This is a genomic window from Lewinella sp. IMCC34183, assembly GCF_003390915.1.
In the GTDB taxonomy this organism is placed as follows: Bacteria; Bacteroidota; Bacteroidia; order Chitinophagales; family Saprospiraceae; genus Neolewinella.
Genome location: NZ_QMEM01000001.1, coordinates 580,214 through 598,882 on the forward strand (window position 1 = coordinate 580,214; position 18,669 = coordinate 598,882).

At 62.8% G+C, this 18,669-nt stretch carries 15 protein-coding genes; 6 read left to right on the forward strand and 9 right to left on the reverse strand.

From position 1 onward, the window contains the following. The first annotated feature begins 293 nt into the window (after nt 1-293). The 3 genes from DQG19_RS02445 to DQG19_RS02455 are packed head-to-tail and all read left to right on the forward strand — an operon-like array spanning nt 294 to nt 3,237. Entirely contained in the window at nt 294-1,250 is a 957-nt protein-coding gene (locus DQG19_RS02445; protein WP_116124625.1) for an SPFH domain-containing protein, read from the forward strand. Beyond that, nucleotides 1,251-1,766 carry an AAA family ATPase gene (locus tag DQG19_RS02450; protein WP_116124626.1) on the forward strand — a complete coding sequence of 172 codons (516 nt, stop codon included), beginning with the start codon at nt 1,251-1,253 and terminating at the stop codon, nt 1,764-1,766. Between the two features lie 10 nt (nt 1,767-1,776). Then, complete coding sequence (locus DQG19_RS02455) at nt 1,777-3,237, forward strand: ArnT family glycosyltransferase (protein WP_116124627.1); 1,461 nt, start codon at nt 1,777-1,779, stop codon at nt 3,235-3,237. Between the two features lie 3 nt (nt 3,238-3,240). Here the strand turns inward: DQG19_RS02455 and DQG19_RS02460 are convergent, their stop codons facing one another. Then, complete coding sequence (locus tag DQG19_RS02460) at nt 3,241-4,761, reverse strand: GH3 auxin-responsive promoter family protein (protein ID WP_116124628.1); 1,521 nt, start codon at nt 4,759-4,761, stop codon at nt 3,241-3,243. 7 nt (nt 4,762-4,768) lie between these two features. Beyond that, nucleotides 4,769-5,569, reverse strand: a complete 801-nt coding sequence (locus DQG19_RS02465) for a patatin-like phospholipase family protein (RefSeq protein WP_116124629.1) — start codon at nt 5,567-5,569, stop codon at nt 4,769-4,771. A 74-nt stretch (nt 5,570-5,643) separates the two neighbouring features. On the opposite strand from DQG19_RS02465, the gene DQG19_RS02470 reads away from it, so the two are divergent. Next, on the forward strand, nt 5,644-6,360 hold the full coding sequence (locus tag DQG19_RS02470) for an SDR family oxidoreductase (protein WP_116124630.1): 717 nt from the start codon (nt 5,644-5,646) through the stop codon (nt 6,358-6,360). 69 nt (nt 6,361-6,429) lie between these two features. Here DQG19_RS02470 and DQG19_RS02475 read toward each other — a convergent pair whose 3' ends face one another. The 5 genes from DQG19_RS02475 to DQG19_RS02495 form a co-directional block, all read right to left on the reverse strand. Then, nucleotides 6,430-7,731, reverse strand: coding sequence for a hypothetical protein (locus tag DQG19_RS02475; RefSeq protein WP_116124631.1), 1,302 nt, complete (start codon nt 7,729-7,731; stop codon nt 6,430-6,432). Between the two features lie 79 nt (nt 7,732-7,810). Next, nucleotides 7,811-9,373: a DHA2 family efflux MFS transporter permease subunit gene (locus DQG19_RS02480; RefSeq protein ID WP_116124632.1), complete on the reverse strand. Its 1,563-nt coding sequence runs from the start codon at nt 9,371-9,373 to the stop codon at nt 7,811-7,813. A gap of 3 nt (nt 9,374-9,376) precedes the next feature. Further along, nucleotides 9,377-10,453, reverse strand: coding sequence for an HlyD family secretion protein (locus DQG19_RS02485; RefSeq protein WP_116124633.1), 1,077 nt, complete (start codon nt 10,451-10,453; stop codon nt 9,377-9,379). Between the two features lie 12 nt (nt 10,454-10,465). Next, nucleotides 10,466-11,755, reverse strand: a complete 1,290-nt coding sequence (locus DQG19_RS02490; RefSeq protein WP_198661632.1) for a TolC family protein — start codon at nt 11,753-11,755, stop codon at nt 10,466-10,468. 147 nt (nt 11,756-11,902) lie between these two features. Next, nucleotides 11,903-12,883, reverse strand: coding sequence for a helix-turn-helix transcriptional regulator (locus DQG19_RS02495; protein WP_116124635.1), 981 nt, complete (start codon nt 12,881-12,883; stop codon nt 11,903-11,905). 98 nt (nt 12,884-12,981) lie between these two features. On the opposite strand from DQG19_RS02495, the gene ahcY reads away from it, so the two are divergent. Both ahcY and DQG19_RS02505 read left to right on the forward strand, forming a co-directional pair. Beyond that, nucleotides 12,982-14,295, forward strand: coding sequence for an adenosylhomocysteinase (gene ahcY / locus DQG19_RS02500; RefSeq protein ID WP_116124636.1), 1,314 nt, complete (start codon nt 12,982-12,984; stop codon nt 14,293-14,295). Between the two features lie 151 nt (nt 14,296-14,446). Further along, nucleotides 14,447-14,719 carry a hypothetical protein gene (locus DQG19_RS02505; protein ID WP_116124637.1) on the forward strand — a complete coding sequence of 91 codons (273 nt, stop codon included), beginning with the start codon at nt 14,447-14,449 and terminating at the stop codon, nt 14,717-14,719. 6 nt (nt 14,720-14,725) lie between these two features. Here DQG19_RS02505 and DQG19_RS02510 read toward each other — a convergent pair whose 3' ends face one another. Beyond that, nucleotides 14,726-16,642, reverse strand: a complete 1,917-nt coding sequence (locus tag DQG19_RS02510; RefSeq protein ID WP_116124638.1) for a transglutaminase-like domain-containing protein — start codon at nt 16,640-16,642, stop codon at nt 14,726-14,728. Then, on the reverse strand, nt 16,639-18,633 hold the full coding sequence (locus DQG19_RS02515; protein ID WP_116124639.1) for a DUF3857 domain-containing protein: 1,995 nt from the start codon (nt 18,631-18,633) through the stop codon (nt 16,639-16,641). Before DQG19_RS02515 ends, DQG19_RS02510 begins: the two co-directional genes overlap by 4 nt. Between the last annotated feature and the right edge of the window lie 36 nt (nt 18,634-18,669).

Here is an 18,669-nt window from a genome sequence, read left to right on the forward strand (position 1 = left end):
AGTTCGGTAGTCGGGTAGTTTAGGAGTCGCGGCAGTACAAGGCGGTCTCCGACCGCGCGGTGAAACGCGGCCTACGCCCGCAACCCTCCAATAATTGAGCACCGCACGCTCACCGGTAGTATTTCCACCCCATATAGCAATATTACAATATTACCAGTAACGCACCCCGCCGGCGACGGATTAAGCTCGACCCCCACCCTACCGACCAACGTTACCTGCGGGCAGACCAACGACCGGATTAATCCACAACTGCTTTACGCGGGGGAACGTTATCTTACCACAAATACCCGTTCATGTCCATCGTGTTAATCGTCATTCTCGTCTTCGCGCTGCTGGTGATCACCGGCAGTTTTTTCACCGTGCGTCAGCAGAGTGCGGCCATCCTGGAGCGGCTGGGTCGCTTCCAGTCCATTCGTGGGCCGGGCTTCCACTTCAAGGCGCCATTCATCGACCGGGTAGCTGGAAAGGTGAGCCTCAAGGTGCAACAGCTCGACGTCAACGTGGAAACCAAGACCAAGGACAACGTCTTCGTCAAGCTGAAGGTAGGCGTGCAGTTTGCCGTGGGCCCCGAGAGCGTTTACGACGCCTTCTATAAGCTCGACAATCCCTACGAGCAGATCAACAGCTACATCTTCGACGTGGTCCGGGCCGAGGTTCCCAAGATGAAACTCGACGACGTTTTCGAGCGGAAGGACGACATCGCCAACGCCATCAAGACCGAACTGCAGGAAGCCATGACCAGCTACGGGTACAACATCGTCAAGGCCCTGGTCACGGACATCGACCCCGATGCTACGGTGAAGGTGGCCATGAACCGCATCAACGCCGCCGAGCGCGAGAAACTCGCCGCCGAATACGAGGGTGAGGCGGACCGCATCCGCATCGTGGCCAAGGCCCGCGCCGAAGCCGAATCGAAGCGTCTACAGGGACAAGGTATCGCCGACCAGCGTCGGGAGATCGCCAAGGGATTGGAAGAGTCCGTCGATATTCTTAACAGCGTAGGTATCAACAGCCAGGAGGCCTCGGCCCTGATCGTCGTCACCCAGCACTACGACACCCTGCAGAGTATGGGTGAGAACGTCAACTCTAACCTGATCATGCTGCCGAACGCCCCCACCGCCGGCTCCGATATGCTGGCCAATATGACCGCCAGCTTCGTAGCCAGCCAGCAAATGGGCGAGGAAATGAAGGAGCAGAGCGAAAAGCTCAAGGCGGAGAAAAAACGCAAGAAGATCGAGCTGGAGCGGTAATTGAAAATTCTGATTACCGGCTCCGAATCCGCGGGGAAGTCTACCCTGTCGCGCCAGCTGGCCTGGGCGCTCGACGGCGTCTGCGTGCCCGAAGCGGCCCGAGAATACTTAAAGAACCTGGACCGGCCTTATGCCTTTGAAGACCTCCAGTCCATCTGGCACCGTCAGCGGGACGCCGAGGCCGCGGCCGTCGCGACCGGGGCCTCCTTCGTGGTCTGCGATACGGGTCCGGAGGTCATCCGAATCTGGTCGGAGGTTAAGTTCGGTCGCTGCGATCCGGAGGTATTCCTGGCATCCCGTACCCGCAGCTACGACCTTACCCTCCTGTGTTATCCGGACCTCCCCTGGACCTACGATCCGCTGCGCGAACACCCCGAAGAGAAAGATCGTAAGCACCTCTTCGACCGCTACCATCAGCTGCTGCCCAATGCCCGCGTGATCTCCGGTGCCGACCGCCTCACGCAGGCCCTCGCGGCCGTAAGTGAACGGCTTGGTCGTCCGGCGCGCGTGCGGTAGCTTCGGCGCGGTGAAGGGTAAGCTAGCGGTACTTGCGGTTGCGGTGGGGGTACTCCTGGCCCACCACTACTGGGCCTTTTACGGCCATTTCGGATTCGACGATCTGTACTACGCCGAACTGGCCCAGCGCCTGCTTCATGGTAGCTGGGATCCCACCGATCACTATTCTTACCGCATCGTCCCCCTCACATGTTGGGCGACCTCCTACGCGATCTTCGGAATCGGCGACCACGCTTCCGCCCTCCCGGCCTTTCTGGCAACGGTGGCGTTGTTATCGGTCCTGCTGTACGCCTTGCGGGACCGTCCCACCTGGCAGTACGCGCTGGCCGTAGCCTTTTTTTTCGGGATGCGCTGGAACCTGTTCTACTCCGACAAACTCATGCCCGATGTCTTCGTGGGCCTGTTCTCGGCGGTCGCCTGGACGGCTTACGTGACGCAGCGTACCGAAGGCTCGACCCGGGGAGCGGCACTTGCCGCGGTTTCGCTGTTTCTGGCCTTCAACAGTAAGGGGACCGTTATTCTACTCGTGCCGCTCTTTCTGTGGTACTTCGTACTGGACGTACGTAACGGACGGTTGCGCTGGTGGGGGCGCCTGCTGGTTGTCCTACTGCCATTGCTGGCCGTCTATTTTACCATTATATGGAGCCTGACCGGGTCACCCCTGAGCCGCTTTACCGCCATTACCGCCAACCACTACCTGAATCCGTGTTCCTACGACGTGCTGCCGTGGCCCCACCTGCGGGAGCGCCTGACCGGCGGTTTCCTCTCCTTGCTGACCCAGGCCTACCTGCTTCCCCACCTGTTTATTGCCGCGGGTGCGCTGATCTACTATGCGGTACGGCGGACACGTGACCGACGCGCCTACTTCTTTCCCCTGACGGTCGTGATCTGTTTGCTGTCGATCAATTTTATGTCCATTTCACTGACCAGTTACAACCCTATTTGCCTCGACCCCCGGCACCTGCTGCTGTTCAGCCCGATACTGGCCATAAGCTCGGTGTTGACGCTGGCCGATCTACTGAGACGAAGCCGGATGCAGCCCCGTGGCTGGTCATTTTATGTCCCCCTTACGCTCCTTATCGTGGCGCTCCTTACCCCCGCCGCTGCCGGTGCGCGCTACGACCGGTCGCTCGAGTACGAACGGGTAAAGCCCGCGCTGGAAGATATCATTGCCGCGCTCCCCCGCCCGGCGACGGTCTACGGGAGTCAGGTACTCGTGAATTATGGCAGGTACTACACCGCCTTCGCGGATACCGACCTTACCTTCCGCCTTCTCGACGAGCTGCCCCCCTGCACGGTGGACGCGGCCGCGGACACCGCCACCTTTCTGGTCCGTAACTGGTACACCGACTGGCATTCTGGAGGCGTAAGTACCGACGTTGCGGGAATCACGACGGCACGTGGGGTCATCCTCGAGCCGACTTCCTTGGGGAACGAGCGGGTAAGCGTAGAGCAAATAGCCTGCCCGTGAACGTCACCCCCCGACGCGGGCCAGGATATCTTCCAGGAAATTGCGGTGATTGGCCAGCCGTGGCACCTTGTGCTGCCCCCCTAACTTTCCCCGTTCGGCGAGCCACTGCCGGAAGAAGCCCTGGGGCAGGACGGTGAGGGCGTGGCGGGTGATGGCGTAGTCGTTAGCCCGCTTGGCGCGGTAGTTGGAGTTGCGTTCCTGCAGCGCCTCGTCGAGTACGCGGTTAAAGGTCTCGAGATCGGCGGGCGGGCGCTCGAATTCGACGAGCCAGTGGTGGCGGCCCTTCTCCTGTACCTCTATGTATTGGGGGGCCACGGTGTAATCGCGTACCAGGGCGCCCGTCGCCGCGCAGGCGGCCAGCAGGGCGCCTTCGGCCTCGGAGCGGAGCATATCTTCCCCGAAGGCATTGATGAATTCCTGGGTACGCCCGACAATCACGAAGCGGTAAGGATCCGTTTCGGTAAACTTGATCAGATCTCCCATCGGATAGCGATAGAGGCCGGCCATCGTCGTGATGAGCATCACATACACCGCCCCGGCGCGGACTTCCGCCAGCGGGATGGCGTTCATCTCGTCGCGCTGGTAGTCGTCCCACGCAATGAATTCATAGTAGATACCGTTGGTCAGCAGCAGGAGCATACTGCGCAGCTCGTCCCGGTCCTGGACGGCAAAGAACCCTTCGGTCGCATTATATATCTCCTGAAAGATGAAGTCCGACTTGGGAAACAGCCGCTCGAACTGGCCGCGGTAGGGCGCGAAGTTGACGCCGCCGTGCTTGAAGACTGAGGCGTGGGGCCAAACGTCGTGCATGTTTTCCCCGCCGTGGATCTCCAGGATCCTCCGGTAAAGCGGCAGGTTCCAGGTAGGTACGCCGCCAAGAATGGTGATGCCGGGTTCCCGGGCCGCCAGCTGGGCGATCTTCTCGATCTTTTCCTCGTAACTGCCTGCCGTGGCTAGCTTCACGTCGGGAATGTAAAAGGGCCGCATGATGCGGGGAATACTGAGGATGATGATGGCGCTGATGTCCGCCTTGGGCAAGCCGGAGGGCTCGTGCAGCCCCTGGTAGGCCCCGCCGATCAGCAGGTTCTTGTGGGAGAATACCTCCAGCTCCGAGTTCTTCTCGTAGAGCGCGGCCAGGCTCATCCAGCTGCCCTTGAGGTGGATGGACCCGACGGCCGACTGCGGCATCGGCAGCAATTTTACCGATCCGGTAGTACCGCTGGTGGTCGCGATCCAGGCGGCGGGATCCTGCGTCAGCACTCCCTGCTCCCCGCCGAGTACGCGGTCGATGTAGGGCCGGTGGCCGTCGTAGTTCCGCACCGGCATACGCGTTGCCAGGGATTCGGGATCGGCAATGAGCCGGTCGAACTGGTGTTCCTGTCCGAATTGGGTGTGCTGGTTAGTGCGCAGAATCTCCAGCAGCTGCTGGCGCTGCAGGCGGTGGGGATGGTCGTAATGGGCCATCAGCTCCTTGCGGTAGCGACCGAGGTAGGTCTTGAACAGGGTATTGACTACACCAAGCATGGGAAGATCAGAGTATTTCGAGCAGTTCGCGCTTACTGTCGAGCAGCCGTCGGATATAGGGCAGGCGCTTGCGGGTATGTTCGTAGCCGACGTCGTGGAGATCACTCAGCCGGTTGAGGTTGAAGATGTGGTAATCGTTGAGGTTGCTGGGTTCGAGCACCACGTCGCAGAGCTCGGCCGACGGCAAGGTATTTGCCATAATGGACAAATCAAAGCAGCGCCAGACGATGCCGATCACGGTCTTGACGTCGGCGGGCTTCAGGCTTTCGTAGGGCATCAGATTGCTGCCGATGATGAAGTCCGTCTGGTTGAGCAGCGGCTTCACGGGCATATTCTCGATCACCCCGCCGTCCACGTACTGCGCCCCGTCGATCACCACCGGGCGAAACAGGAAGGGGATGCCACAGCTGGCCGCGACGAGCGTGTGCAGGGGTCCGCTGTCGTGACATTCGAGCTGCCCGGTGTTGAGATTGGTCACCCCGACGAAGAAGGGTTTTTGCAGCCCCGCGAAGCTGTTCTCGGGGATGACGGTCGCCAGGCGCTCCTGCAGGTAGTCGCTGCTGGTGAGTCCGGCCAGCGGCATTCCCAGCTTGTAGAAGCGGAAAATGGAGGATTCCAGGGCGAACGCCATCATATCGTCCGGGCTTACCCCGGCCGCGTACATGGCCCCGACCAGTGCGCCGGCACTGACCCCGACGACCTTATCGGGCTCGATGCCGGCCTCCGTCAGCGCGCGCAGCGCCCCGATGTGCGCCGCACCCCGCGCGCCGCCGCCCGACAGGGTGATACCAATGGTGAGCTTGTTCATCCCATACACAGACACCCGGTGCCCGCCCCGGGTTCAGCGACCAACCTTTCGTGGACGGTTACGTTGCAACCGACATGGAAAATCTACAGAAAAAGACCGCCTACGTGACCGGCGGCAGTAAGGGTATCGGTTACGGGATCGCCGAAAAGCTCCTCGAGCAGGGCGTAAACGTCATCATCACCAGCCGCACCCAGGACTCCGCCTCCCAGGCCGCCGATCACCTCAATGAAAAGGGCTACCCGGGCCACTGCATCGGCACCGAGGCCGACGTCCGCAGCCTGCACAGCCAGCAGGACGCCGTGCGCCTCGCCACCGAAACTTACGGAGGCCTCGACATCGTGATCGCCAACGCCGGCGTGGGCCACTTCGCCCCCATCCAGGAGATGACCTCCGAGCAATGGAGCGAGACGGTAGACATCAACCTGACCGGCGTGTTCAACACCGTAAAAGCCTCCGTGGACGCCCTCATCGAAAGCAAGGGCTACCTGTTCACCATCGCCAGCCTGGCGGGCACCAACTTCTTCGCCGGCGGCAGCGCCTACAACGCCAGCAAGTTCGGCCTGGTCGGATTCACCCAGGCGGTCATGCTCGACGTACGCAAACAGGAAGTAAAGGTGACCACCATCATGCCCGGCTCCGTCGCTACCCACTTCAACGGCAACGAACCCGACGACAGCGACGCCTGGAAGATCCAGAGCGAAGACCTCGGTCAGCTCGTAGTCGACCTGCTGAAGATGCCCGCGCGTACCTTGCCCAGTAAGGTGGAGGTGAGGCCTGCGGTACCGAAGTAGTTCGGTAGTACTATAGTTCTGTAGTCGCGCACGTCTTCTGCGCGACTATAGAACTACCGAACTACAGAACTAATCCCCTTCCCCCGTACCAATACTTTCACTCGGGTCAGCTACTTGCGTACGGCGCACCACCTTATCGATGCGCGTAGCCAGTACCTGGTGGTCGTAGGCGGAGTTGCGGCCGAGTACGTTGGACATGAGGGCCACTAGGTAGCGGGTGCCGTCGGGTTGCTCGACGATCGCGACCGAGTTCATGTAGTTCATGCGGTTGCCCTTGTACTTGGCGCAGCTCGTACCGGGCTTACAGCCGTACAGGCTACCGGACTTAAAGTATACCCCCGCGCTGTCGAGGACCGGCGCGTGGGCGTAACGGATCCGGCGGTCGGTCATGTAAATCAGGCGTTTCAGTTCCAGGCTGGAGGGCGCGTCCACTACCCTGCCCGATTCCAGGGCGGTGAGCCAAACCATCAGGCCGCGCACGGTGCCGAGGCTGCCGCCCTTCGGAGGCACGATGGCGCTGGCCCCGCGGGTAAACATGGTGCCCAGCCGCCAGGCGTCGCCGTCGATGCCCATATCGCGGAGGGGACCGTTGACGATGTCTTCGCCCAGGTCGCGCAGGGTACCGCGATCCGTGGTCTTGAAGTAGTCCATCATCTCGTCGTAGGTAAGGTCCGGGTACTTATCGCCAAATACCCGCATCAGCAGGGCTTCCCGCCAGACGATGCTGGCCGCGCCGTTGTTGCTGACGGAGAGCATGTGGTCTACCCACTGGTACAGATTGAATTCGTCGTTCTGGTCGACCCGCTTGCGGGCGTAGCGCTCGGTTTCGGCATCGTAGAGCGGGATGGTATGGTGGTCGTAGACGCCGAACGGTCCGGCCTTCACGACCTTTTTCTTCATCAGTGCCCAACGCTGCTGCACGCTGTCGGGGTACATATTCTGCAGTTCGCAGAAGAAGGCCGTGGCTACGGCGAGCTTGCCCACGCTGCCGGGTTGGTAGCCGGCGTTCGGATTGCGTTCCGCGTACCGGTGGGGGCGACCCGGCGTCATGTCAAACACGGCGACGGAGTACGACGGGTGCATATTGGGAAAGATCTGTCCGATCTCCTCCTGCAGCTCGGGGTCCACCTCGGGCAATTCCGTCACGGGGTCCGCCATGAGGTTGAGCCGTACGTATTCCAGGCTATGGCGGGCGCCGTACGGGAGCGTCCGGACGAGGGCCGCGCTGTCCATATTGGTCAGCCGCAGCAGGCGGGCGATGCCCGTATTCGCGTACCCGTCTATCGGGTAGCCGGCGACGGGCGGTGAGGGATACACGACGGCCACCAGGACGCCGAGAAATAAGAGTGTACGTAAGGTGCTGAGAGTCATCGGTACTATAACGTGGCTTTGCCTTACCGCGGTGCCCCGTTCAATGTTCGGGCGCGGACGCGGGTGCGGGGAGTTCCCGCTAATGCAAAGATACGGGTCCGGTAGCCCCGGCACCCTTCACCCGACGAATGAACAGAACCAACGGAATACACAGCAGGAAAAAGGCCCCGAGCACCTGGAATACGTCGGTGTAGGTCACCAGTGCCGCCTGCTGACTGAGCATGCCGCTGAGTACCCGGTAGGCCTGCTGGGTGGCTTCCACCGCGTTGGTCCCGGAAGCGGCGAGCCGATTGGCAATGCCGTGGACCTGATTCATCACGTTTGGGTCGTTCACGCTGAGGTGGCTTCCGAGCAGGGCCCGGTTGTAGACCGTGCGGTTGCCGAGGTAGGTGGCCAGCACCGCGATCCCAAAGGAGCCGCCGAGCTGCCGCAGCATGTTGTTGATGCCGGTGGACTGCGGGATGTCACGCCCCTTCAATCCCTGCAGCGACAAAAAGGTCAGCGGCAGGAACAGGAAGCCCAACCCCAGCCCGCGCACCAGCAGCGGCCAGAAGAAGTCGGCCTGGGAAGTCTCCGGCGTGATGATGCCGGCCATCATGAACGTAAAGACCGCAAAGAGCGCGAAGCCCAGGGGGATCAGGTACTTGGGCGATACCCCCGCCGCGATAAGCCGCCCCACAAGGGGCATCATGAATCCCCCGAGCAGGGCCCCGGGAATCAGCAGTTCACCGGTCTGCGTAGCCGTATACCCCAGGATCTGCTGGGCGAAGATGGGGAAGATGAACACCGACCCAAACAACCCGAAGCCCATGATGAAGGAGAGGAAGGTGCCCACCGCCACGTTGCGGTAGCGGAGCACCCGCAGGTCGACAATGGGCTGCTCCGTCCGCAGCATCCGGACGATAAAGCCGATGATCCCGGCGGCGGCCAGGGCACTCATGGCCAGGATGAAGGCAGACTGGAACCAGTCTTCCTCCCTCCCCTTTTCGAGTACCAGCTGCAAGGAACCCACGCCCAGCACCAGCAGGCCGATCCCGAGCCAGTCGGTAGAACGCCGCCCCGCCGAGGCCGTGCGCGGCCGTTCCCGCACGAAGGTGTAGGCCAGCAGAGCGGCTACGGTACCGACCGGCAGGTTGATGAAGAAGATCCAGTGCCAGGAAAGGTTATCGACGATGTAGCCGCCCAGGGTCGGACCGATCGTCGGCCCGATGATCACCCCCATACCGAAGAGCCCGTTGGCCAGGCCGAGTTCTTCCTCCGGAAAACTCTCCACCAGGATAGTCTGGGAGGTGGTCAGCAGGGCCCCGCCCGCCATGCCCTGCAGGAAGCGGAAGGCAACGAGCTCCCAGATACCGGTCGACAGTCCGCAGAACACCGACGCAATTGTAAAGACCACCACCGACCCGATGAAGTACGCCCGCCGGCCGAGGCGGTCCGAGAGGAAGCCCGCCATCGGGATGATGATCACGTTCGCGATCGCGTAGGCCGCCACCACCCAGCTGACCTCGTTGAGGGTGGCACCGAGATTGCCCATCATGTCGGTAAGGGCCACGTTGACGATGGATACGTCGATCAGCTCCAGCATGGAGCAGAGGATGACGGTGGCCGTGATGAGCCACTTGCGGATGCCGGTCTCTACCATGGCTTACTGGATGGGGACGCTCACCTCCACGTTCATGCCGGCTTCGAGGTGGTAATCGGGCGGAACGGATTCGGTGAGTGCGATCTTGACGGGGACGCGCTGTACCACCTTGACGAAGTTGCCGGTGGCATTGTCGGGGGGCAGGAGGCTGAACTGGGCGCCGGTAGCCGGGGACACCGAAACCACCTTCCCCCGGAACTCATGCCCCGGGTAGGCGTCGACGGAAAAGGTCACCGGCTGGTCCACGTGGATGCTCTCCAGCTGGGTTTCCTTGAAGTTGGCCATGACCCACATGTCTTCCCCCACCAGCGAGGTAAGTGGCTGTCCGGCCTGGACGAACTGTCCGGTCCGGGTCCGGGACTCCGCCAGGCGGCCGGCGGCCGGGGCCAGGATAGTGGTGTAGCTGAGGGTGAGCCGGGCGTTGTCCAGCTCGGCCTGCCGCAGGGCCACCTGGGCCTCGGCGGCCCGGATCTGGCTGCCGGCCGAGCCGACCTGGGTGCGGCCCACCCGATACTGGGCCTGGGCCGCCTGGTACTGGGCCTCGGCGCTGCGGGCGGTGGCCTGGGTGGCATCAAAGGTGGCGCGAGTAATTACGTCCGCGTCGACGAGGTTCTGCGCCCGCTTGAGGTCCTGTCGGGCCTTTTCGTAGCTGGCCCGGGCGGCATCGATGTTGGCGTTGCTCACGTCCAGTCCGGTGGAACTGGTCCCGGAGTTGCGGCGGGCCAGGTCGACACCCGCCTCGGCGCTGCGCAGGGCGGCCTCGGCCGATGCCACGCGCAGCGCAAAGTCCTCCGGCGCGATGGTGTACAGCGTGTCCCCGGCCGCTACCCGCTGGTAGTCGGTCACGTACGATTTCGCGATGCGGCCGGATACCTGGGGGGCGATCTGGTACACGTCGGCGGACAACTGCGCGTTGTCGGTGGTTTCGTGGTGCATGGCGTACAGGATGTAGCGGACACCGAAATAGCCGCCAATAGCCAGCCCGAGACCGAGCAGGACAAAGCGAACGATGCGGCCGGTACGGTGGGCCTGATCGGGTTCCGCGGGGGGTGCGGCTACCAGTACTTCGGGTGGGTTCATGGGGATGGGATATTAGTAGAGTGGCAGACCGAGGGCCTGCTTGAGGAGGTAAGTATCCAGGGTGTAGTCAAAAATGGTCCGCAGCTGGTTGATCTCGGCTTCGGATACGGCCACTTCCGAGGCCAGGAGGTCCAGGTTGGTGATGACGCCGTTAGCGTACTTCAGCCGGGCCAGCTCGGCGGCTTCCGAAGCCTGACGCACCTGCAGCCGTGACCGTTCGATCTTGTCGTAGGCGGTGTTCAGGCGGTCGGTGGCCTGCCTGACTTCCGAGCCGATCGTTGCTTCCGTATTAGCCCGGGCGTACCCCGCCGCCTCCCGGCTGGCGCGGGCCTCCGCCAGGGCGTAGCGGTTGCGATAACCGGTAAAGATGGGCACCGTCAGCCGTGCGCCGGCCACGTAGTTGGGGAGTATGGCGCGGGTATCGGGAAGGATCTGATTCTTGAGGCCCGCCTGCACATCGGCCACCACCGTGGGCTTGAAGGCCTCCCCGGCGAGGACCTCCTGCAGGGCGGCTCCGCGTTCGCGCAAGCGGGCGAGCTGCAGTTCGGGGCGGTCTCCCTGCGCCACGGGCAGCTGCTCACGCCGGGTGGTGTCCACCCACTCGTGCACGAGGGCGGTCCGGTCCAGGTCCGGCTGGCCGGTGAGCCGTTCCAGTTCGATGTAGGCCGCGCGCAGTTGGGTTTCTAGATCCGACCGCTGATTTTCGGCGGCGGAGATGCGTACTTCGGTCGACAGCACTTCGTAGGCCGTCGCCTCCCCGTTATCGCGCAGCTTCTCGGTCTGCTCCAGGTTCAGGCGCAATGCACCGAGCTGCCGGTCCTGTACGGCGATGGCCTCCTGCAGGAAGTGGGCCTGGTAGAAGTACTGGATGGTCTGCAGGGCAAGCGACTGCCGCTGCACCTCCCCCGATGTCTCACTGAGGGCCTTGCGGTTTTCCGCCAGATCGATGCCGGTCTGCGCCCGGCCGAAGTCGAACAGCGTATAGGACACGTCGACGGCAGCGTTGTAGGTGTCCGGTGCCAGAAACGACGAGCGGATCATCTCTCCCCCGGTGGGGAATTCCACGTAGCCCGTGGGGGCGAGGTGGCTGTAGCTGGCCATTCCGGTCGCCTGTGGGTACTTGGCCGCCCGGGCCGCTCCGGTAGCGGCAATGGCCGCTTCGGTCTCGGCCCGGTTTTGCTGCAGCAGGGGGTGGTGCTCCAGCGTAAGCGCGATGGCCTGCTGCAGGTCCAGGGCGCCGGACTGTGCCGCCAGTCCCGCGGAGAGCGGGAGTACGAGCAGCAGGGGAATAAGGTATTTCATAGTTCTCAGTTGGCGGGGCCGCGGGTGCCGGGCGCGTGCCGGACCGGCGGCGGGGTGGCATCCACCGAGAGGCATCCCCCGGTTTGGTCCCGCAAAGGTATTTCCAACCGATAGGGCTAAATAGCCGCATAGGACGTAAAATCAGTCCTATCCGTCTAGGGCATACCGTTTAGGTGTCAGCCCGTAGTAGCGTTTGAAGAGCCGGCTGAAGTGGCTGAGGTTCGTAAAGCCCAGGGCGTAGCCGACGTCCGCCACGGAATGGCCGCCCGGGCGGAGCAGGGCCGCTGCCTCGGCCATGCGGGCGCGCTGAAAGTGGGCGTAGATGGTTTCGCCGAACACCTGCTTGAAGAGCGCCTTCATCCGGGTTTCGCTGAGCTGGAATTCCCGCGCCAGCTCCGGTAATACGGGCGGCTGGCTGAGGTCGCGCAGTATGCGCGCCCTCAGCTGGAACAGGTTGTCCAGGTCCGTATTGGCAACCGGACGGGGCGGGTGAGGTTCCCGGAGCGCCAGCTGGTGCAGTACCTCGTACAGCAGTTCCTCCACCCGGATGCGGAGGTAGAAGTTTCCCAGTACGTCACGGTCGTCGGTTTCGGACAGGTGGGTGAGCAGCCGCGTGGCCTCCGGCGTGATGGACTCGTGGTAGAGAAAGCTGGCCGTCGGGTCTGTCAGCGTTCGCAAGAGTTCACTACCCGGACCGGGGTGAAGCAGCCGCCGTAACTCCCGGAACCCAACGGCGGCCACGCCGATGAAGATGTCGGTGTCGGCCGGAAACAGGATGTCGGCCACCAGGTCGCCGGAGCCCACCTCCATGCCCATGGTGTATCGGTGCTGGTACGTTATAGAGGCGGTCCGCAGTACGGCCTCCGGACCGGCGGTGGTATAAAAGATGAAGGAAACGATGCCGTGCTGTTCCTGCGGCGCCTGTCGGCGCAGCCGCAAGGGCTCGCGCAGCCGGTAATGGTGGATAGTGAAGCGAAAATCTTCCGTGAAGGTCAGGCTGCGCAGCCAGCCCTCCCCCATCTCCGGCGGCAGCTGCAAGCGATTACCGACGGGCCGGAGGCCGAAGGTTTGGCTGAAGGATTCCAGGAAATTAAATCCGGGGGCCGGGGTGAAGGTGAATTCCAGCATGGCGAACAAGGTACGCCATGCCAGGTCCGGCAACGGTAACCGCGACCGGGCGCGCGGATGGGTAAATATCCGTACCTTTGCGCGCTAAAACGAACGTTATGCCCGCCACGGACACCCGCCCGAACTATAAAGTAAAAGACATCAACCTGGCCGACTGGGGCCGCAAGGAAATTCGCCTCGCCGAAGCCGAGATGCCCGGCCTCATCGCCCTGCGTGAGCAGTACGGTGCCAGCAAGCCCCTGCAGGGCGCCCGCATAGCCGGCTGCCTGCACATGACCATCCAGACCGCCGTCCTCATCGAGACGCTGGTCGAGCTCGGTGCCGAGGTCACCTGGTCGAGCTGCAACATCTTCTCCACCCAGGACCACGCCGCGGCCGCCATCGCCGCCGCCGGGGTACCGGTATTTGCCTGGAAGGGCATGAACGAGGAAGAATTCAACTGGGCCATCGAGCAGACGCTCTACGCCTTCCCCGACGGCAAGCCCCTCAACATGATCCTCGACGACGGCGGTGACCTCACCAACATGGTCTTCGACGAGCACCCCGAGCTGGTCGAGGGTATCCGCGGGCTTTCCGAGGAAACCACCACCGGCGTACACCGCCTGTACGAGCGCATGAAGCACGGCACCCTCGTCATGCCCGCCATCAACGTGAACGACTCGGTGACCAAGTCGAAGTTCGACAACAAGTTCGGCTGTAAGGAATCTGCCGTCGACGCCATTCGCCGCGCCACCGACGTTATGATGGCCGGCAAGGTCGCCATCGTAGCCGGCTACGGCGACGTAGGCAAGGGTACCGCCGCCAGCCTCCGCGGCGCCGGCTGCCGGGTCATCGTGACCGAGATCGACCCGATCTGCGCCCTGCAGGCCGCCATGGACGGCTACGAGGTGAAGCGTATGGACAACGTGGTTCCCCGCGCCGACATCATCGTGACCGCCACCGGCAACTTCAACATCCTTACCGAGCGCCACTTCCGCGCCATGAAGGACAAGACCATCGTCGCCAACATCGGCCACTTCGACAACGAGATCGACATGGCGTGGCTCAACAAGAACTACGGCAAGACCAAGGACAACATCAAGCCCCAGGTCGACCTCTACAACATCGACGGCAACGACGTGATCATCCTCGCCGAAGGCCGCCTGGTCAACCTCGGTTGCGGAACCGGTCACCCCAGCTTCGTGATGTCCAACAGCTTCACCAACCAGGTTCTCGCCCAGCTCGAACTGTGGCAGCACCACGAGAACTACGAGAACAAGGTGTACATGCTGCCCAAGCACCTCGACGAGCAGGTAGCCCGCCTCCACCTCGAAAAGATCGGCGTTGAGCTCGAAGACCTCAGCGAAGCCCAGGCCAAGTACATCGGCGTGGAGCAGAACGGTCCCTTCAAACCCGACCACTACCGCTACTAGCCGGCATCTGCAGGACCGTCAAACGGTACTATCCGCACGCCCGGTCGCTTCGCGACCGGGCGTGCCCGTTTGTGGGAGGGCTATTGGACGGGTCGGGCGTATTCGCAACCATAGTTGCGCCCGGTAGTTGGGTAGTCAAACCCCCTACCCTATGGGTAATCCCAAAGACGGCCCCGCACCTCCCACCTGGAAACTGATGCTCGTGAAATGGCTGGGCCTCTTCCCTCCCCTGCTGCTCATTGCCTATTTCCTGCAGTGGCTCAAGATCGAGCCGCTGTGGTTCAAGCTGTTCCTGGAAACCCTGTTCCTGGTTCCATTACTGAATTACGTAATTACCCCGGTGGTCGATTCCCTGTTCTCCGAATGGCTGTACGCGGGAGTGGACGAAGACCAGCAAAATCAGGGCGTTAACCTGGGCAATTAAGGCCGGTTATTTCGTGCGTTTTTCCCGCAGAACGAGCTGGACGGATTCGGCCTTCGCCACCTCCACGAAAAACTGCCGGAAGTCGGCGTACTCCCCGGCGGGCAACCGGGCGGGGCGGAGCTTGAGCGTCCGGATCCAGGTTACGCCATCCTGCTCGGGCCGCATCTCGGCACGGTACTCGCCCACCGCGTGTTCGAGCACCACCGGCGTGCGGAACAGGCCGGTCTCAATTTCCAGGTCCGCCGGAAACGACACGTGTACGGTATCCACCAGGAAGCGGGTATTGTGGTAATCGACCGGCAGGGTGCGCTCCTCCTGGAGGTCGGGCACCCAGCTCTGGGGATAGGGGTTCAGGGGAAAGAACCGTCGCTTCCCGAGGTTCCGCAGGCGATTGTTCAGGGTGGTAGCGTACCGGAGGCTTACTTCAGGCGCGTCCCGCGAGACCTCATAGCTGTATTCGCTGCCCGAGACGTCGGGAAGAAAGTCGCGGTGGTGCAACCATTCCAGTTGGTCGCGCCGGTCGGCGATGTAGGCGCCGAGGCTACGGAAAAGCTCCTGCGCCGCTCCGTAGTGGGTGGACCGCAAACGGAAGTCGACGGTATTATCGGCGGTGATCGTCTGAGTCACCGTACGCAGGTGTCCGTGGTCCGCCGGTTCCAGTGGCGGCGTACGCGCCAGTTCTCCCCCCTCGGGCGTGATCCACAAGACGCCACGGTCCAGCGTCGATTCGTTCAGGTAGCCCGGTGGGGCGTAAGTGCTCGTGCACTCCAGGTACATGTCCTGTGAGGGTACGTAGAGCACCATGTGGTTGAAGGCGGAGGTGGCAAACTCGGGACCGATCGCGTAGGAGGGTACCTCCGACGACTGGATGAGTACCGGATAAGAAGCGATACCGACCTCCCGGAGCATGGCGGCCATGTAGTTGCTCAGCGCCTTGCAGTCACCGTAGCGGTGCTGGTCCACGTAGGAAGCGCTGAACGGTTGCCAGCCGCCGATTCCGAGCTGAATACCGACGTACCGGCAACGCGTCTGCATGAACCGGTACAGTCGATCGACCTTCTCCCGCTCGTCGGCGGCGCCCTCCACGAGCTGGTTAACTTCGAAGGCGAGCGGTGACGGCAGCGCATCGCGTCCTTCCATGATCCTGCCAATGAAGGCGCCGAAGGATTGCCAGTCCCGGAAGCTTCCCCGGTACTCGTTGATCTGAAAGTCGGCCAGCGCCACCCGCACGAAGGGCAGGGTCTCGGTTTCCACCGGGGCCAGGGGTTCAGTAACCTGGGCACACAGGTTAGCCAGTTGCCAGCGGTAGCGGCGCTCCTTGCCGTCGCTGCTGATCTCCGGTTCTCCTACCCCCCGTTCGTCGAAGAGCAGCTCGTTGTCTACGGGTACGGTGGCGGTGAAGGTCGCGGAAACCAGGGACTGATCGCGCGCTACGGGTGCCCAGTGCGGAAATTCCATCGCGGCGAAATCGGTGAGCTTGCGCTCTACCTCCGCCGTGATGGTGCAGGGGTAGGCCCCGCAGGGCACCGTCGTGTAACGTACCCACCTGTCCTGTAGAAAGGTGCCCTCCGAAGTGTAGCGCTCGTCGGTAATGTCCGCTTTCCGGGCCCGGAAGAATTCCCTCCCGAAGGCATCGGTCGCCGATACCTCGAAGGTGGTAATCTTGGATTCGTCGTCGTAGGAGGTACCGATCACGTTCTCGGCGTTGTGCTTCCCGTTGAGAAGCAGGATGACCCAGCGGTCGCGGACCGTGGCGGTCCGGAGCGAGGTAACGTGATACTCCTTGTCGTGGGAAAGCACCACCGAATTAGCGTGCGCCAGCAGACTGTCCGGTACCCCGGGCGTCGGCGGGCCCGCGCATCGCCCCCGCACCTGCGGCCCCGCCAGCGTAAGGAGAAGGACGAGGAATAAAAGACGGATCATAATTGCTTTTTAAATACGAGCGGAGACTCCTGGAGCTCGCTGATGCGCCGGAACATCTCGCGCAGGTCGCCGTACTCCTCGGCAGTGAAGAGGGTGCGGCCAAGCTGCACACTGTACATGATCGAAACCACCTCCGGGCTTACCTGCTGGACGCTGTAGCTGGCGACCAGGCTGCCATCGGCGGTCCGCAGGCGGACCGGGGCCGGGGCATCCTCGAGGACGTAGCCGGCGGGCAGGTGCACCTTGGCAAGGTACTGCTGCTGCAGGGGGTAGGGAAAGTCGATGGGCAGGTCACGGGTCTCGGCGTCGGCCAGCTCGCCGTCGATGAGGGGGATAAGGACCGGCTGCAGGTACAGATAGTCCTCGACGGGCTGGGCCACCGGTGCGGTCGCCTGCATCTCGTAGCTCAGATGGTTGAGCGGGGCATCCGTATCGTCCACCGCCGCGTAGGAGGTGATGCGCGCCCCGGGAAACATACGCAGCAGGCCGGGTGCCAGGGGGGCCTGGCTGGGGTCGTTGAGGCCGCGCAGGGCACGGCGGCCGGCAAAGGAGAAGTAATCCTGCATGCGGGAGACAACCGCGATGGTGGCCTCACCGGAGGCGGCAACGTCGACGTCGAGCATCAGCACCTGCCGCGATGTACCTACCTCCAGGTCCACCCAGCGGGGATTGTTCTTGTCCGCCACCCAGCCCCGGTGATTGAGGGCCTCTTCCGCGGGAAGGCCCGCCGGACGGTCCCGGGAGCCGGCGTCGAGCAGCAGCGGGGCGCCGTCGACCTCCGTGTAGACCAGTAGGTGATTGAACTGCTCCATGATGGGGTAGCTCTCGATGGGCGCGCCGGTGTTCCGGAGCGAAACCAGCAGGGGGTGGGCCTCGATACCCGCCTCGTTCAGCAGGCTGAGCAGGGCGATGTTAAGGTCGGCGGTAGTGCCGGTGCCGTTCTGGAATACGCGGTTGGGAGACTCGCTGGCGAGCAAAGCAAAATCCCCGTCCCAGCTGATGTTCCGGTTAATGAAGGCGTAGGCCGCCTCGATCTTCGCGCGGGGCGTGGCAGCGGCCTCGATATCGGGGGCGGCGGCCTTCCAGAGATTACCGTAGTTGATCTTGTTGCGGTAGTAGCGGCCGAAGTCCTGCCGGTCCTGCAGCTCCTTCACGGTTTCCTCCCAGTCGCCGAAGATCGACATCTCGGCCTGGCCGGGGTACTGCACGGCCTGTAATTGGAGGCGCACCTTCGGCAGGTAATCGGAGACGTTGTTGCTGTAGGGCTGATCGCGGAAGGCGGGCAGGTCATGCATGGCCCAGAGCACATCGGCGTGTTCCAGCTTCTGCTCCCCGGCGTTGTAGGCCCCGACCTTAAAGCGCGGTCCCCAAGCCCGGGCGGTCAACTTGGTCTGACTGACGTCGAGCCGCGGCGTCGTAAGACTCACGTAGCGGTAGTAGGGCGGGATCAGGGCGTCGTACTGCGCCCAGCGCACCGGAATGTCTTCCTGGAAGTAGTAGGTCGAGGGAATGAGGATACTCTTGCGCCGCGCCACGTAGCGGTACTCGATGATCGCCCCCTCGGTCACGCGGGGAAAGGTAAACTTGATCACCTCCCGGGTGCCGCCCACCCGTTCCTGGTGAATGTCTGCCGGCGACAGGGGCAAGGATCCGCCGGTGGGAAGATGGATTATACCTTCCAGGTCGGAAATTTCCGAGAACTCACGGTCGAAGGTTAGCTCCACGTCCGCACGGTCGAAGGCCGAGGGCCGCAACAGTTTCACGCGCCGGTGGTGCCGCTCCGCGAGCGAGGGGCCATCCTGCTCATTGTAATTGAAGCCGAGGCTCAGCCGGTCGTAGAGTACGTAGGCGTCGGCCGTGGAATCGCCGGGAACCTGCCGCAGCGCGCGGTCCTCGTCCGAAACGCGCCCGTAGGTGATGTCGGGTATTTCCTGGGCCGCCAGGGCCGTTACGGAGAGCAGGTAAACCAGTATAAGGCGGTAGTGCAGCATGGGGGGATGGGAAAGGCCTGTGACCTTTGCGACACT